Here is a 15,116-nt window from a genome sequence, read left to right as displayed (position 1 = left end):
CCGGGCCTTCCTCGGGGCTTTCGCTCACCTAGACTTCAAGGATCGGTACGTTTGCGCACGCTCGACAGGGCCGGGCCCTTAACACTCCGAAAGTTAAGACACCAAGATCACGGAGGAAGGTCGTACATCCGTGCCAATGGAAGACGACAACGGGCAACCAGCAGCATCTACAAGCCTCTTGGGCTTCTTTGGCTCACGAGTACTCAAACTCCGTAATGCCCATGGCTGGTCTCAAACGGAGCTAGCGAAGAAGGCGCACACAACTGGGGCAATGATTAGCTATGTGGAACACGCGAAACGTGTGCCATCCTTCGATGTAGCTTGTGATCTCGATACTGCATTTGGCGTCGACTTCTTCGCCGACCTGCACCCTTTGGTCATCCGATATGCATACCCGAAGTGGTTTCTTCCGTACGTCGAATTGGAGGAACAGGCCACCTCAATTTGTGTATTCGACAGTCAGGTTGTGTCTGGACTGCTACAGACGGAAGACTACGCACGGGCACTACTGGAGAGCGGACGGCCCGACAAGGTGAGTGACCTGGTCGCGGCCCGCATGACCCGTCAGGCGGTCTTCGAGCGGGAAGACGAGCCGCGATGTTGGATCATCATGGACGAGAACGCACTCGAACGCCCCCTCGGGGGGCCGGAGGTGATGCGCGCCCAGCTCGACCGACTCCTGGAAGCAGGCGGCCAGCCACGCACCGTCATTCAGGTAATCCCCCGTTCCGTAGTCTCCCACCCCGGACTAGCTGGGCCCTTCACGCTCCTGGGCTTTGACCAAGAGGGCGGCGTGAAGACAGGAACTCACCCACCACACGATGTGTTGTACGTAGACGGCTTCTCTCAAGGACGCATGGCGCTCGACCACGATGAAGTTGCCGCCGCCACACACGCATATGATCTGCTTAGGGGCTACGCCCTGTCGCCCCAAGAGTCGGCCGAACTGATCCGGCGGCACATGGAGGAGCTAGCGAAATGATCGTCCACCCCGAGCGTATCGACTGGATCAAGTCCAGCTACAGCAGCAACAACGGCGGCCAGTGCGTCGAGTGGTCGCCCGGCATAGCGTCCACTACCGGCGTCGTCCCCGTCCGTGACAGCAAGAACCCCCACGGGCCGATACTCACGGTCTCGCCGGCCGCGTGGGCATCGTTCGTCGGCTTCGCTGCCCATCACGACGCCTGAGCATCCCCCGCGGGCAATAACACAAAAGAACCCCGTACCCGTCACCCAGCCAGGGGAGACGAGTACGGGGCTCTTTGATGGCGTCAGCCGTTAAGTACACCAGTGAGACGCGCAGCGGCCTTGCCGCCGAACACTCCTATGCCGCAGTAGAACTCGATGCGGGTTCGGTAGACAGGCATTGACTTGATCTGGCCGAGGTCATCGGCCTGTACGCCGCCGTTGGTGAGTCCGGTAACAGCTCGATCTTCTTCGTCCCCGCCAAACCTCACCGCATACATTTCTGAACCGTTCACCGTGGGCGCGAGAATGTCTGCCCCCGTGTTCGTCTGTCCGGCGTCTAGAATCGGGATTCCGTTGTAGCGCGTGACTACCTTTTTCGTTAGGTCCTCTCGAAGCTGGTCAACGCCGCCCACCCTCCGAGCGGCAGAGCGAATTTTCCCGATCACCAGAGCATTGGTGTATATCGCTCCGTTTCCCCCATCGATGCCGGGCACCGAACCCACTAGCTCATCCAGCTTGTCAAAGAACGTCAGCGCGTCTGAACTCCCGTTGCCCACAACTGGAATGTTTGCGGCGAGGATCTGCGAGCCGGCGAGCCGCTTCCGCAGCCCATCAAAAGATTTCGGATCCTTCTTCGTGTCGCCATTGAAGAACGTCTCGTTGAACTTCATCGATGCAGACTTGACCTTCATGCGCGTCTGCTCGACGCGGAGGTTAATCCGGTTGCTTCGGGTTTTCACTTCGAATCTGTCAACATCCGCATCACCACCGAGGATTACCAGCGATTCGAAGAGCTGATTTACGGTTCCAGTCGACTCCCTGTAGGACTCGCCGACGGATCGGAATTCTACTCCGGGTAGTTCGGATTCCTCATTGTAGGCATATGCATTTCCGTTGATCGTGAGCATCGGGATACGGTCCAGGATGCTGGATTGCTCAACGAAAGTCTCTATCACTCCGCGCTGTAGATCGGTCGTGGAAAACTTGGCAGATTCGGCAAGAGACAAAGACACTTTATTCGGTCTCCTTAATGGTTAGGGGGTTCTCGGTGATTTGCGGTCAGTCAAATATTCCGTCGTCGTCCTCATCAGGATCGGGCGGGGTGATGCCGCTACGGGCACTCGGCGACAGCCCCAATTCTCTGATGTAGCGGGCGAGTTGAGATCGATACTGTCCGGCGATCGTGGTTGCGCCGTTCTTCTGCCAGCCGCGCTCACCACGAATGAGCAATCCGTTCGCGGATAGCTCACGCTCGCACTGGTCGATACGAGCGACTGTGATGCAATAGTCCTTAAGCAGCGCCGTATCCACCTCTCCGAGCCCCACAGAAAGCTTCAGTACGGGGACCACGCGTCGCCACTCCTGGGACGCGACATTCCGGCAGCGGGCATTCACCGCGCTCTGTTCGGGGCCGTCCACGCCCTTGAATGTCTCAACCCAATCAGGTTCGGCCAGTTCGGCGGGCGGAACTTTGGCGCTTTCCTGAATGGCGCGTTTTCCGGGGTTTCCTTCGCGGACGACTTGCAGCACCGGCTTTCTGCGCCAAGGGTCGGCCATATGTAATTCCTCTCTTTTGAGGGAGCTTTTTGCAGCTCGCACAAAATACTTTAGTTACGGCGCAAGTTCTCACGCTCCCTGCCGCTCAGCGTGGCGAGGGGAAGGGAGTACCCCCCTGGTCAGAAAGGCGGACGCTCGCCCGACTCACGCCGAGAAATAGCCTCGGCAGCAAAACCACCACGCTGATTACGCGCCGTCTCACGGTTATGGCACGCGACACACAACGGACGAAGATGCTTCGCAGCATCCGGATTCGACTCGCCCCGAGCGATCAACTCACGCCGCGACAAAGGGAAATGGTCCGCGACGTTCGCCGCTCGGCCGCACAGCACGCACCACGGATTGCGGTACAGGTACGCGCGCCGGATGCGCTGCCAACGCGTCGTGTACACAGCACCGCCACGCGACGCACGGTCAGCGTTGGCCTCACGCTCGTGCCGCTCGCAGCGTCCGCCCGCCCTGGTCAACAGGGGGCAACCGGGGATCGAGCAAGGGGGGCTTACGCAGCACAGGGGGCACCTCCGAAAGGGCGGGTGAAGGGCGGGTAGAGGGCGGGAAGGAGGCGGGGGAAAAGACCTGTTCAACGCTGCGCGAGCCGTGATGGCATTGACGCATGACAAAGGCACCTGCACCTGCACCCGTTGTCGAACTCCGCTTTGGTGGACTGCACTTGACGATTCAGCGCGTCCCCAGGTGGCTGGTTACGGCCCTCACCACGGCCGCAGGAAGCGGGCTTGCCGCGTGGTTCACGTCGCGCTAGCCCCGAACTCCGTAGCCGTCTTCAGCCCATGGCACGAGCGGCACAGCACCTGAACGTTCCTGTCCACGTCCTCCCCCCATCGTGAGCGACCACCGATCTCGGGTATCAGTCCGTGTCGGTAATGAACGCCTCCCGTGCGGTCTTGCGCTGTTCTGCCTCGGCCGTGGCAATTCTCCGGGCCTGTTCGTCCGCGAGACGCGTCAGGTCCCCAATCAAATCTGCCTCACCGACCGTCACGTTGGGCACGGACATATAGTCGGCACCTGTGTTGACGGCAGCGTTCTGCGCTTCAACCGAGATGTCCCACGCCCGGTAGCGGGCTGCGCGCATCTCTGCCCACGCGGTGAACCAGGGCTGTTCGGCAATCAGCCGCTCAAACCGCGTACGCGGCTCCTCAGAGCTGTTACGCGCGTCCTCGGCCGCAAGGTGCCGGGCATCGAAGGTGCGGGCGTCATACACCTTGCCGCGCTCTTCCCTGCGGGTGTTCTCGGCTTCCTGTGCTGCCGCCAGCTCGGCTTCGGCAGCAGCGAGCGGAGACACGCTCTTTTCGGCGGCGGCACGCAGCTTGGCCACCTTTGCAGACAGGTTCTCGATGTTCACCATGATGATTAGCCGCCCCCAGCCGGCTCACTGGCCCGAGCGGGGACGGCACTCCTTCCTGTTCGTTTCGGGCATGAAAAATCCCCTCCGACAGTTGCTGAGGGGAAGTTCTGGTTTGACTGTTGGGCAACCACGGTCGGCCCCCGCGCCGACGGATAGCAGCGAGAGACAAGGGGTGCCCCCCTGTGGTCCTGGTACTCGTCCTGGCGTTCCTGGCTGCCTCTTGGCGTGGGTGTGCGGTATCTCTCCCCCGTAGTGGAAAGAAGAGGTTTCCCACATCACTCGGCTACCGGCACGGGCTCTCTTTCCTCTTGTTGTAGAGAGCAAGCCTTGCCAGCACAGTGGCGTGGTGGAGGCCCCCGTCCTGTCGGGCAGCCGGCGGGTTCCTGCTCTCGGTACTACGAGAGAGCGAAGGTTTCCCGTGTCTCACAGCCCTTGCGGTGCGGTCCCGCTCCCACTCCTGTGGTGGGTGCGCTGTAACCCGCACGCGCTGCGTCGTAGGGACCAGCGAATTCCTGCCCGCCGTAGCGGACCTGCCTCACCGCCCCTTTCCTCCCGAGTAGTAGGGACCGACGAGTTCCCGCGCTCAGCGCACGATTGAACCGCCGGGTTACCTCGTCCGGGTAGCACGCGGAGTGATCTCGCTCTACTTCTATGGGGAGGGCGAGCCTTGCCCAACGCGACTCGGTGACGCGGTGACGATCGGGGTACCAGTCTCTCTTTCTCTATATTTTTTCTATGTGTTCTAAAAAAGTGGTGTAAACCGTCACTCCATCACCTCTGCTTCTCGCTGTAGGGCAGTCATCGACCGGGCCGGGCCGACGAGTGGTCAGCGAGGTCCCCAAGAAGCCGTGTACGCCTGTCTGCGGGCACGGGAGAGCCCCGGCAGGCAAAGGGAGCTCACCAGGGCTCTTCTCGGGGCTGTACGGGGCCGCTACGCGGCCAGCCCGACCACCGCGGTATCAGTCCGCTTGACTAGCCGTATGCGGCTCATGGGCGTCGGGTCGTTCTCGTCGGTCGCCGTCAGTTCTTCCCGCAGCGCCATGTACTCCTCAATGGCGGGGTCCAACTCTCCCGAGATGGTGAAATCCACGCGTCGTGTGTCGAGCTTGCGCCACCCACCCCGTGTCCCCCTGCGGACGTCGAGCCGTGCCCCTGCCTCGATGAGCATGTGTCGTCGTGTCTCGTTGTCGGCGTCTGCCCACTCGTCGGCGAGCGTGCGGCCGGTCGGTGTCATTTCGCGTGTCTCCGGGCGTGCGGGGGTGGCCTCCAGTAGGGCTAGGCGGTTGTCGAGAGCGTCAGCGCGTTCCTGCCATGCACGCTTCGCTGCGTTGGACTTCTGCCGTCCCTTCTCTTCTTGGTGAGCGGCGAACTCTGCCTGTGTTGCCTCGATTTCCGGCGTCGGGTCGTATCCCGGCGTGATGATTGTCCGGCTGACAGGGATCGGGCCGACCAGCCGTAGGAACTCGGCCGTCACGTACTCATCGACCCAATCACCTCTGATGTTCGCAGGCTTCTCACACTTGAACCCGCGTGAGTACCAGTTGCACTTGTACGTGGTTGTTCGATTCGCCTTAGTTTCCTTGTTCAGGTACATACGTCCACCGCACGAGTCGCAGTGAATCACCCGCAACAGCAACGCGTCTGTATCCTTTCTGTCGCGGTTGTCGATGCTGCGCTTGTCCAGAGCTGAACCAATGCGGTCGAATTCTTCTCGCGTCATGATCGGCGTTTCCGCCTGCATGATCGGGTTGCCCTCGGCATCGCGCACGGGCTTGCCCTTATGCATCTTCCAGCCGAGCAGCGCTTCGTTACGCAACATGCGCGTAATGACCGCTGCGTTCCAAAGGAACGCGTCCTTTACCAGTTTCTCGACTCCTCCGGTCTTTCCGCCCTTCTTGCGTCCCTTTTGCACAGCCCAGTGATCACGCGGGCTCGGAACACTGTCTGCGTTGAGTCCCACAGCAATAGCAGAAACGGTCTTCCCCTCGAACAACTCTCGGACGATCCGCTCAATGACCTCTACGGCTTCCGGATCGGGGACGAGCGTCCAGCCGAAATTGCCGTGTTCCTTGGGCATAGGGGCAGGCATGTAGCCGTACGGAGGGCGTCCTCCGCTCCAACGCAACGGCATTTTGCGCATTGCTGCATGGGCACCGGTAACACGGTCTTTGATGCTCTGGGATTCGACTTGGGCAGCGAAAGCCAACATGAGCATCATGAGTTCGCTCATGGGGTCCATCGGGTTGCGGAAGTCGAACACCAGCCGACCACCGCCGATTCCCTCGGCAAAAACGAGCATCTTTCGATGCTCGCGCGCCCATTTCGCCAGCTCATGCATGTGCCCCATGGATCGGATCGCGCGGTCAAAGCGCCACCAGACAAGCGCGTCGAACTCGTCGGGGCGCGCGAGCCATCCACCTAGCTGCGGACGGTCGAACGGGCCGAACGTGGAAGCGCTGACGTCAAGGTCCACGGCTTCGCGGAACTGGTCACCCTCGCCGAAATCGATATCGAGGGCGGTAGCGGCTATGTCGCCTGCCTCGCGCTGCCGATCGGGGCTGGTGGTCTCGTCGGTCAGTACGGAGAGGCGTACGCATCGCACCCCCCGAAGGGTCTTGGTATAAGCCGTCCCTGCGAGCGGGTTCCGGTGGCCATGTGTTCTTTCCATACCCTCTGGGGAGGGCAGAGGTTTCCTACATTCGGTCTCTTCCATGCTCCCTGTAGGGACCAAGGATTGCCCGCTATCCGACTTGACCAGCCTCGGTGCCACCATTTTTTGCACTCCAGAACATCTAGTTCTGAGTGTTGGGCGGTCAGATCGTCATGGAGTTCTACCGGCTCTTCCCGGACCGGGTGCGGGGGCTGCTGCTCGCGGACACCTTCCCGGCGGCGGAGACCGAGGCCGGGAAGGCGGTGCGGAACGCGATGGCGGACCGGCTGCTGCGCGAGGGCATGGCCGGGTACGCCGACGAGGTGCTGGCGAAGATGGTCGCCCCGGCCAACGTGGCGGAGCTGCCGGAGGTCGCCGCCCACGTGCGCCGGATGATGGCGGGCGCCCCGCCCGAGGGTGCGGCGGCGGCGCTGCGGGGGCGGGCCGAGCGCCCCGACTACAGCGAGCTGCTGACGCGCGTCGCGGTGCCCGCGCTGGTCGTGGTGGGGCGCGACGACGAGTACACGCCGGTCTCGGACGCGGAGGCCATGCACGCGCGGCTGCCGGACTCGGAGCTGGTGGTGATCGAGGGCGCCGCCCATATGCCGAACCTGGAGCGGCCGCTGGAGTTCGACAAGGCGCTGGGCGCGTTCCTCGACCGCGTACAGCCCGTGCGGCCCGTTTAGCCCCGGTTCAGCCGGTGCCGTAGGCGGCGCGCAGGGCGTCGTCCACGGCGGCCCGCGCCGCCCGTTCGTCCAGGCCGAGGCGGTGGGCGCGCCGCGCGTACGCCTCGGCGGCGCTCGCGGCCTCCTTCTCGGCCGAGTCCCCGGCGGCGGCGACGAAGGTGCCGTTGCGGCCGCGGGTCTCGATCACGCCGTCCGCCTCCAGGGCGCGGTACGCCTTGGCGACGGTGTTCGCGGCGAGGCCCAGTTCCTCGGCGAGGCCGCGTACGGTCGGCAGTTTGTAGCCGGTGGGGAGCGCGCCGGAGCGGGCCTGCCCGGCGATCTGGGCGCGGAGCTGTTCGTACGGCGGGTGCTGCGCGCCCGGATCGACGGTGATACGCAAGGCCACGGTGGGACTCCCGGCTGGGGGGTGGTTTGTCGCACTCATTGTGCGCCACGCCCCGCGTGCCGGTCGCCCCGCCGTGGCCGGTCGGCGTGACCCAACGATGTGGCCGACCGCCGTGCCCGGCCGGATGCCCAGCCGGATGCCCGGCCGGTGCGGCTACAGCTCCAGCTCAGCGCCGTAGTCCCGCAGCCAGGTGTCGAGGCCGAGGACGAGTTCCGTGCCGGCCCGGTGCTCGGCGCCGGTGGGGTCGGCGAGGGCCTCAACGACGACGCCGGTGTCGAGCAGCGCCTGCACCGGGGAGTTCTTGTCGGCGGTGACCTGCTTCAGCTCGTCGCGCAGGGCGACCGCGTAGCGCGGGTCCTGGGTGCTCGGGTAGGGGCTCTTGACGCGGTTCGCGACGGCGTCCGGGAGCACGTCGCGGGTGGCCGCGCGCAGCAGGGACTTCTCGCGGCCGTCGAACGTCTTCATCGCCCAGGGGGTGTTGAAGACGTACTGGACGAGGCGGTGGTCGCAGAACGGCACGCGGACCTCTAGGCCCACCGCCATGCTGGCCCGGTCCTTGCGGTCGAGGAGTATCTGCACGAAGCGGGTCAGGTGCAGATAGCTGATCTCGCGCATCCGGCGCTGGAGCCCGGTCTCGCCGTCCAGGTGCGGGACTTCGGTGAGCGCCTCGCGGTAGCGCTGGTGCTCGTAGCCGGCCAGGTCGAGCTTGGCGAGCAGGCTGCGGTCCAACAGCCCCTCGCGGCCGGGGGTGCTGCTCCCGCCGCCGGCGAAGGTGCTCGCGACGCCGGCCGCGATCCAGGGGAAGGCGTCGGCGTTCACGATGTCGGGCTCGTGGAACCAGCGGTAGCCGCCGAACACCTCGTCCGCCGACTCGCCGGACAGCGCGACCGTCGAGTGCTCGCGGATGGCCTTGAAGAGGAGGTAGAGGGAGGTGTCGCCGTCGCCGAAGCCGATGGGGAAGTCGCGGGCGGTCAGTACGGCGCGGCGGTGCGCCCGGCTCATCAGGTCGGCGGTGTCGAGCGTGATGTCGGCGTGGTCGGAGGCCACGTGCTCGGCGAGCGCGTGCGCGTACGGGCCGTCGGGCGTGGGCCGCAGGTCGTTGGCCTTGAAGTTCTCGGTGTAGCCGGTGAAGTCGACGGCGAAGGAGCGGACCGGCCCGGTGCCGGCCTTCTTGAGTCCCTGGGCGGCGAGGGCGGTGATGGCGGAGGAGTCGAGGCCGCCGGAGAGCAGGGTGCACAGCGGGACGTCGGCGATGAGCTGGCGGGCGACGATGTCGTCGAGCAGTTCGCGCACCGTGTGGACGGTGGTGTCCAGGTCGTCGGTGTGCTCGGAGGATTCGAGCGCCCAGTAGCGGTTCACGGTCAGCTGTCCCCGGCGCACCCGCACGGTGTGGCCGGGGCGCACCTCGTGCATGCCCTTGTAGATGGCGTGGCCGGGGGTCTTGGTGAAGGCGATCAGCTCGGAGAGGCCCTCGGCGTCGACGACGGGGCGCACGGAGGGGTGCGCGAGGATCGCTTTGGGCTCGGAGCCGAAGAGGACGCCGTCGGGGGTCGGGTAGTAGTAGAGCGGCTTGATGCCCATGCGGTCGCGGACGAGCAGCAGTTCTTCGGTGCGCGGGTCCCAGAGGGCGAAGGCGTACATGCCGTTGAGGCGCTCGGTGAACGACTCGCCCCATTCGAGGTAGGCGTGCAGCACGACTTCGGTGTCGCTGCTGGTGCGGAAGGCGTGCCCCAGCCCCTCCAACTCGGCTTTCAGCTCGCGGTAGTTGTAGACCTCGCCGCTGTAGGTGGTGGCGAGCAGGGTGCGGCCGTCGCGCTCGACGAGCATCGGCTGCTTGCCGCCCTCGATGTCGATGACGGCGAGGCGGCGGTGGCCGAAGGCCGCGTGGGTGTCCAGCCAGACGCCGGCGGCGTCCGGGCCGCGGCAGCTCATGGTCCGCGTCATCGCGTCGAGCGTCCCGCGCTCGGCGGTCAGGTCGTTGTCGTAGGAGATCCAGCCGGTGATACCGCACATGGTCGCGGTGTCCCCTTTCGGTCGGCCGGCCCGGGAGTACCGGGACGCGGCTCTGCCCCCGTCGGTTACGGTCCGCCACGTCCCGGCGGCTGACCGCGACGCCGACCGTACGCTCCGTTTAGATGCATTCACCATCTATGGTTGGCAAAAACCTGTTGGAACCGGCCATGGCCGACCCATAACCTCCAAGGCCATGACCTTGGTGACCCGAGATTTCGCCCTGCCCGACGCGGAGGCCGCCGCCGCGGTACGGCGTTCGTCCATCCCCTTCATGGCGACCACCGCCGAGTCGGTCGTCTGGGAGGTGGCGAACGCGCCCGCCGCGCAGCGGTACCGGATGCTGGTCGCCGAGTCGGACGGCCGAGTGGTAGGCATCGCACAAGCGGGCCTCTTCCACGACAGCGACGAGCCGGGGCAGGCGTTCGCCCAGCCCTGCGTCCTCCCCGAGGAGCGCGGGCGCGGCGCGGGGCTCGCGCTGCTCCGGGCCGCCGAGGAGTATCTGAGCGGTCTCGGGGCGACCGACGTGTACACCTGGGTGCTGGACGACGGGCACGCGCCCGGCTTCGCCGAGCGGCGCGGGTACCGGCGCCGCCGCCCGAGCCGCTTTCAGCGGCTTGATCTCGACCGTACGCCGCTGCCGGAGCTCTCGCCACCCGCCGGCGTCGAGCTGCGCCCCTTCGCCCACTTCGCCGACGACCCGCGTCCGCTGTACGAGGCGGACGTCGAGGCCGTCGAGGACGAGCCGAGCGACGTGGCGGTCAACGGCGGCACGTACGAGAACTGGCTCCAGCGGACCTGGCGAACCCCCCTCCTCGACCGCGACTTGAGCACGGCGGCCGTCGTGGACGGCGCCGTCGCCGCGTTCACCATCGCCCACACCGACGACGGCGCCCGCTACTTCTCCGGCGGCACCGGCACCCGCCGCGCCTTCCGCGGCCGGGGCCTGTCCAAGCTCGTCAAGGCCCGCTCCCTGCACCTCGCCCGCGCCGCCGGCCGCACCGAGGCGTTCACGGGCAACGACGACGAGAACGCCCCGATGCTCGCCGTCAACAAGTGGTTCGGCTACGAGCGGGCCGCCACCGAATGGCGCTACGTACGCGAACTGGGCTCCAGCGCCACGGCCCGTGACGGGGCGCCGGGTTCGTAACCGATGGAATCCCCGCTCTCGTGCAGATGCAGTACGAACCGCTCCCCGCGCCGGTAGGCGTCCAACGCGGCCCGGCAGTACGCCACCATGTCCTGTGGCAGCGCGTCGAGCGGAAACCAGCCGAGCTGCGAGCACTTGTGCGGCTCGCGGTTGACGGGCTCACCGCAGCCCTCCGCCACATCCGCCTCGAAGAACCACCCGATACGGGCCGCGCCGCCGGGCGCCCGGTGCTGCATGACGAGCGCGACCCGCAGGAGACCGGGGTCGAGAACCACCCCGGTCTCCTCGCGTGCCTCACGTATCACGGCGGCCCGCACGTCCTCGCCGTCCTCAAGATGCCCCGACGGGGCGTGCAGCAGCCCGTCCGCGTAACCGGTGTCCAACCGCCGCCCGAGCAGCACGTCCCCGCCGCGCCGCAGGATCAGATGGACATCGACGATCTCCTTGTGGCGGGTGCGGGGCGCGGGCCGGGCGACCAGGGCGTACCGCTCGTCGGAGACCTGACGGCCCCACAGCAGAGGGTCGTACGCGAGGTGTTCGACCTGGGTGCGGGCGGCGACGGGGGCGATGAGACGCGCCAGTTCGTCGGCGGTGATGCCGACGCGCTCGGACTCGCCCCAGCGGCCCTCGATCAGGACGAGCCGGCCGCCGGGGCGCAGCAGGGCGGCCCAGTTCGCGAGGGCGCGCCCGGGGTCGGGCAGCAGCCACAGCACATGGCGGGCGAGGACGACGTCGAACCGCCGGTCGCCCACCGGTGGTTGGCCCGCGTCGCCGACGAGCACCTCCGCCGTCCCGCCGGCCGCCGCGAGCTTGGCGCGGGCGCGCTCCGCCATGCGCGGCGAGCTGTCGACGCCGGTGACCCGGTGTCCCTGCTCGGCCGCGAGCAGGGACAGGGACCCGGTACCGCAGCCGACGTCGAGCACGTCGGCGGGGTCCCGCGGCAGCCAGGAGCGCAGCCGGGCGGCCCACGCGGCCCGTACGGACGGGTCGCGCAGGCCGTGGTCGGCGGCCTCGTCGAAGTCGGTCGCGGCGGCGTCCCAGTACTCGGTGGTCATGTCCCGATCGTCGCACCCACCACTGACAACGGGGCCGGCGCGACGGCCCGGCCGGTCAGGTCGGGCCAGGCCAAGTCAGGTCAGGTAGTGGAAGGAGGGCGGCGGGTGCATCAGGAAGTCGTGGTGGGAGATGTTCCAGGCGTACGCGCCGGCCATCGCGAAGGCGACGCGGTCGCCGACGCGCAGTTCGGCGACGGGAGCGCGGGCGGCGAGGACGTCCTTGGGGGTGCAGAGCTGGCCCACCAGGGTGACCGGGGTGTCGCGGACGCCGGGGCGGGGCCAGGGGCGGGTCCAGTTCTCGCGGGGGAGGACGGTGAAGGGGTGGCTGTGGCCCTTGGCGGCGGGGGTGCGCATGTGGTGGGTGCCGCCGCGGAGTACGGCGAAGGGTTCGCCGTGGCTGTGCTTGATGTCGAGCACGTCGGTGACGTACCAGCCGCAGTAGGCGGTCAGCGCGCGGCCGGGCTCGACGCGGAGCGTGCGGCGCGGGTGCCGGTCGGCGAGGGCGCGCAGGCCCTCGCCGTACGCGGTCCAGTCGAAGCGCTCGGCGGGGCGCGCGTAGTCGACGGCCATGCCGCCGCCCACGCCGACCTCGGTGAGGTCGAGGCCGTGCCGGGCCTCGACGTCGCGGGTCCAGTCGGCGATCCGGCTGGCCACGGCGAGCTGCGCGGCGGCGTCGAGGCCGCTGGCGAGGTGCGCGTGGATGCCGCGCAGCCGGAGCGGGCCGTCGCCGGCGAACAGGGGCAGGCACGCCTTCACGCGGTCCGGGTCCAGGCCGAACGGGCTGGGGCGGCCGCCCATGGCCAGCGCCGCGCCGCCCAGTTCCGCCGCGTCCAGCGGCAGGTTGACGCGTAGCAGGACCTCGGCGGCGTGCCGGGGCGAGGCCAGGGCGGCCAGCAGCCGCAGCTCCTGTTCGCTCTCCACGTGGAAGCGCTCGACGCCCGCCTCCAGCGCGAGCGCGATCTCCGCCTCCGTCTTGCCGGGTCCGCCGAAGGCGAGCGGCAGCCGGGGAACGGCCTTCCGTACGTGCGCGAGTTCGCCGCCCGAGGACACCTCGAAGCCGCTGACGTGCGGGGCGAGGGCGGTGAGGAGTTCGGGGGCGGGGTTGGCCTTGGCCGCGTAGTACAGCTCCACGCGGTCCGGCAGGGCGGCTCGTACGGCTCGGGCGTGTGCGTCGAGGGACGTCAAGTCGTGTACGTACGCCGGGAGTTCTTCCAGCGTGCGAGCGCGCTCGGCGGCGCGGGCGGTGATCATGTGGCGCTCCGGAGTTCGGTGCGGGCCGCGCCCGACAGCAGGTCGCCGACCAGGGGCGAGGCGATGCGCACATACCCCGCCTCGCGGTCGGCCCGCCGCTCCCACCGCGTCAGCAGATTGGCCTTGGCGGGCAGCGGCACCCCGGCGACCAGCGCGCGCAGCGGCGGCGGGTCGCCGTGCGCGGCGGCACGCTCGGCGAGGACGCGGCGGACGGCCGCCCACAGCAGCGGTTCGAGCGGCGGGTGCCGGTCGGCGAGGGCCGCGAGGAGTTCGGCGAGGTGGTTGACGACCAGGCAGTAGACGACGCGGTCCCAGCCGCGCTCCCGGTCGTACGTCATGGGCCGCGCCACGGCCGGCGGGAGCCCGGCGAGCGGCGCCGCGTGGTGTTCGGGGAGCAGCTTGGCGCCCTCCAAGTCGCGCAGCAGCACCTGGCGGGGCGTGCCGTCGTCGGCGACCCCGACGACGACGTTCTGGAGGTGCGGTTCGAGGACGACGCCGTGGTCGAGGTAGGCGGCGAGCACGGGCGGCACCAGCAGGTCGAGGTAGGCGTCCCACCAGGCCAGGGCCGAGTCGGGGCCCGCGTCGCCCAGCAGTCGGGAGAGCTGCGCGGAGCCGGTCGGGTACTCGTCGGCGACGGCCGCCGCCAGCAGTCCGGTGACGCCGGGCCGCAGCCGGGCACCCAGCCCCTCGCGGACGATCACGCCGAACCCCTCGGCCAGTTCGCGGCTGCCGAGGTCGAGCGTGCGGTAGCCGGGTTCGCGCAGCAGGTCGAAGCCGGGGAAGCGGGCGGCGAGGTCGCGGGCGACCGGCTCCAGGATGCGGGTCAGCACCACGGCCCCGGCCAGCTCGTACTCGGCGTTCTTGCGCAGGCAGTTGGTGATCCGCACGTTGAGGCTGAACTTGAGGAAGTCCCGGCCGTCGTAGAGGGTGCGCACGGACGCGGTGGGCGCGAACTCGGGCCCGCCGGGGCCGAGGTCGAGGACGTCGCCGCGTGCGAGGGCGCGGACCAGCGCCGGGTGGTCGCGGAGCATGGCGTACTGCCAGGGGTGCGCGGGCAGCGGCCGGTAGCCGTCGGGGACGGGGCCCTGCCGGTCGAGGGCGTCGAGGGGGCCGGGCCGGCCCGCGCCCGTACGGACGTGCTCCTCGCGCACGTACCGCTCGCGCACCGCCAGGCGGTGCAGCGGGAAGCGGGCCCGGTTCTCCGGCGCGTACCGCTCCCAGTCCTGGTCGCGGCCGGTACGGGCCTTGGGGGTGGGGTGGAAGCGGTGGCCGAAGAGGAGGGACTGCTCGGAGTCCAGGTACGCGTCCCCGCCGGCCGGGGGGCCGCCGGGGAGCAGGGCGGCGGACACGCCCGCGTGGGTGGCGGCGACCTGGTCGAGGAACTCGTCGTTGCGGACGCCGGTGCGCAGCTCCAGTTCGCGGTGGATGTACTCGGCCAGGGTCTGCCAGGACACCTCCCGCCAGGTCCCGTCGCGCTGTTCGGCGGGCGGCCCGGTGAACCGGTGCGCGCCGATCAGCGAGGTGCGGCGCAGCTCGATCCCCAGCAGCACGCCGCAGCGCGGCATCCGCAGCAGCAGCCGGCCGTCGGTCACGGCCGTCTGGTGCTCGGGTCCCGAGACCTCGCGGAGCAGGCAGTTGAGGAGGGTGTGCGCGACCACGTGGTCGGCGTGCGCCACGGCCGTCACGGCCGTACGGGAGGAGGCGGTTGACATGGAGCGGCTCCAGCGGGTGCGGAGGCGGACGGGGTGCCGGGGGCCGCCGCGAGTGCGGCGGGGGGGGGGGGGGGGGGCGGGGGCCCCCCCCCCGGGGGGGCGGGGGGCC

Annotated in this window: 12 protein-coding genes and 1 pseudogene; 4 read left to right on the top strand and 9 right to left on the bottom strand. The window is 68.2% G+C overall.

Going from position 1 to position 15,116, the window contains the following annotated elements:
• The first annotated feature begins 136 nt into the window (after positions 1 to 136).
• Complete coding sequence (locus AB0I22_RS06175; protein WP_363129466.1) at positions 137 to 982, top strand: helix-turn-helix transcriptional regulator; 846 nt, start codon at positions 137 to 139, stop codon at positions 980 to 982.
• The gene (locus AB0I22_RS06170) at positions 979 to 1,188 is read left to right on the top strand and encodes a DUF397 domain-containing protein (protein WP_363129465.1); all 210 of its coding nucleotides are present in this window, start codon (positions 979 to 981) and stop codon (positions 1,186 to 1,188) included. Before AB0I22_RS06175 ends, AB0I22_RS06170 begins: the two co-directional genes overlap by 4 nt.
• 83 nt (positions 1,189 to 1,271) lie before the next feature.
• On the opposite strand, the gene AB0I22_RS06165 is transcribed toward AB0I22_RS06170, so the two are convergent.
• The 4 genes from AB0I22_RS06165 to AB0I22_RS06150 all read right to left on the bottom strand — a co-directional run bounded on the left by AB0I22_RS06165 (position 1,272) and on the right by AB0I22_RS06150 (position 6,776).
• On the bottom strand, positions 1,272 to 2,201 hold the full coding sequence (locus AB0I22_RS06165; protein ID WP_363129464.1) for a major capsid protein: 930 nt from the start codon (positions 2,199 to 2,201) through the stop codon (positions 1,272 to 1,274).
• 46 nt (positions 2,202 to 2,247) lie between these two features.
• Positions 2,248 to 2,745 (bottom strand): phage terminase small subunit P27 family, encoded by a 498-nt coding sequence (locus tag AB0I22_RS06160; RefSeq protein ID WP_363129463.1) that lies wholly within the window; start codon positions 2,743 to 2,745, stop codon positions 2,248 to 2,250.
• An 865-nt stretch (positions 2,746 to 3,610) separates the two neighbouring features.
• Positions 3,611 to 4,108 carry a hypothetical protein gene (locus tag AB0I22_RS06155; protein ID WP_363129462.1) on the bottom strand — a complete coding sequence of 166 codons (498 nt, stop codon included), beginning with the start codon at positions 4,106 to 4,108 and terminating at the stop codon, positions 3,611 to 3,613.
• A gap of 931 nt (positions 4,109 to 5,039) precedes the next feature.
• Entirely contained in the window at positions 5,040 to 6,776 is a 1,737-nt protein-coding gene (locus AB0I22_RS06150) for a recombinase family protein (RefSeq protein ID WP_363129774.1), read from the bottom strand.
• A 137-nt stretch (positions 6,777 to 6,913) separates the two neighbouring features.
• Between AB0I22_RS06150 and AB0I22_RS06145 the strand changes: the two are divergent.
• Positions 6,914 to 7,444: pseudogene (locus AB0I22_RS06145) on the top strand (alpha/beta hydrolase); the annotation flags it as partial.
• A 7-nt stretch (positions 7,445 to 7,451) separates the two neighbouring features.
• Here AB0I22_RS06145 and AB0I22_RS06140 read toward each other — a convergent pair.
• Together AB0I22_RS06140 and asnB are read right to left on the bottom strand one after the other, a co-directional pair.
• On the bottom strand, positions 7,452 to 7,829 hold the full coding sequence (locus AB0I22_RS06140) for a GntR family transcriptional regulator (protein WP_363129461.1): 378 nt from the start codon (positions 7,827 to 7,829) through the stop codon (positions 7,452 to 7,454).
• Between the two features lie 153 nt (positions 7,830 to 7,982).
• Entirely contained in the window at positions 7,983 to 9,842 is a 1,860-nt protein-coding gene (gene asnB, locus AB0I22_RS06135; protein ID WP_363129460.1) for an asparagine synthase (glutamine-hydrolyzing), read from the bottom strand.
• Between the two features lie 193 nt (positions 9,843 to 10,035).
• On the opposite strand from asnB, the gene AB0I22_RS06130 reads away from it, so the two are divergent.
• Entirely contained in the window at positions 10,036 to 10,989 is a 954-nt protein-coding gene (locus tag AB0I22_RS06130; RefSeq protein ID WP_363129459.1) for a GNAT family N-acetyltransferase, read from the top strand.
• Here the strand turns inward: AB0I22_RS06130 and AB0I22_RS06125 are convergent.
• The 3 genes from AB0I22_RS06125 to AB0I22_RS06115 form a co-directional block, all read right to left on the bottom strand.
• Entirely contained in the window at positions 10,932 to 12,044 is a 1,113-nt protein-coding gene (locus AB0I22_RS06125; protein WP_363129458.1) for a methyltransferase domain-containing protein, read from the bottom strand. The genes AB0I22_RS06130 and AB0I22_RS06125 overlap by 58 nt on opposite strands.
• Before the next feature lie 75 nt (positions 12,045 to 12,119).
• Positions 12,120 to 13,295 carry a type III PLP-dependent enzyme gene (locus tag AB0I22_RS06120; RefSeq protein WP_363129457.1) on the bottom strand — a complete coding sequence of 392 codons (1,176 nt, stop codon included), beginning with the start codon at positions 13,293 to 13,295 and terminating at the stop codon, positions 12,120 to 12,122.
• Entirely contained in the window at positions 13,292 to 15,007 is a 1,716-nt protein-coding gene (locus tag AB0I22_RS06115) for an IucA/IucC family protein (protein ID WP_363129456.1), read from the bottom strand. Before AB0I22_RS06115 ends, AB0I22_RS06120 begins: the two co-directional genes overlap by 4 nt.
• Between the last annotated feature and the right edge of the window lie 109 nt (positions 15,008 to 15,116).

This window comes from Streptomyces sp. NPDC050610 (genome assembly GCF_040654875.1).
Taxonomy (GTDB): Bacteria; Actinomycetota; Actinomycetes; order Streptomycetales; family Streptomycetaceae; genus Streptomyces.
The sequence above is the reverse complement of the archived record's forward strand: the minus strand, read 5'-3'. Positions and strand labels throughout refer to the sequence as shown.